General features: G+C 62.3%; 1 protein-coding gene. It reads left to right on the forward strand.

The features are described from left to right. Positions 1-91: 91 nt before the first annotated feature. The coding region (locus tag CBX98_RS25455) for a nitroreductase family protein (RefSeq protein WP_172606031.1) at positions 92-438 on the forward strand (347 nt) is incomplete at its 3' end.

Genomic DNA, 438 nt, shown 5'->3' on the forward strand with positions numbered 1-438 from the left:
CCCGCGCTGCGCATCGGTGCGGCTACCACTTGAAGAAAACACACCAGTGCTCTCGTAGCGCTACGTATCCCTCTTGCCCATTGGAATCATCATGAACGCCGTTATCGAAACCATCCTGAGTCGCACCGCCGCCAAGTATTACGACCCCGCGGCCACCCTGAGCGACGACCAGATCCGCGAGCTCGTGCGCATCGGCACCACGGCACCGACGTCTTTTCACCTGCAGAACTGGCGTTTCATCGCCGTCCGTTCGCCTGAAGCCAAGGCGCGGCTGAGTCCGATTGCCTGGAGCCAGCCTGCGGTCACGGACGCCGCTGTCACCTTCATTGTTTGCGGCCAGTTGGCCGATTCGAGCGTCATTCCTGATCGCCTCGCTCCGCTGGTGGCGTCTGGCGTCATGCCGGAAACGATGGTGCCGGAATGGGAGATCCCCGCACG

It is taken from the genome of Vibrio sp. T9, from assembly GCF_003123985.1.
Taxonomy (GTDB): domain Bacteria; phylum Pseudomonadota; class Gammaproteobacteria; order Enterobacterales; family Vibrionaceae; genus Vibrio; species Vibrio diabolicus.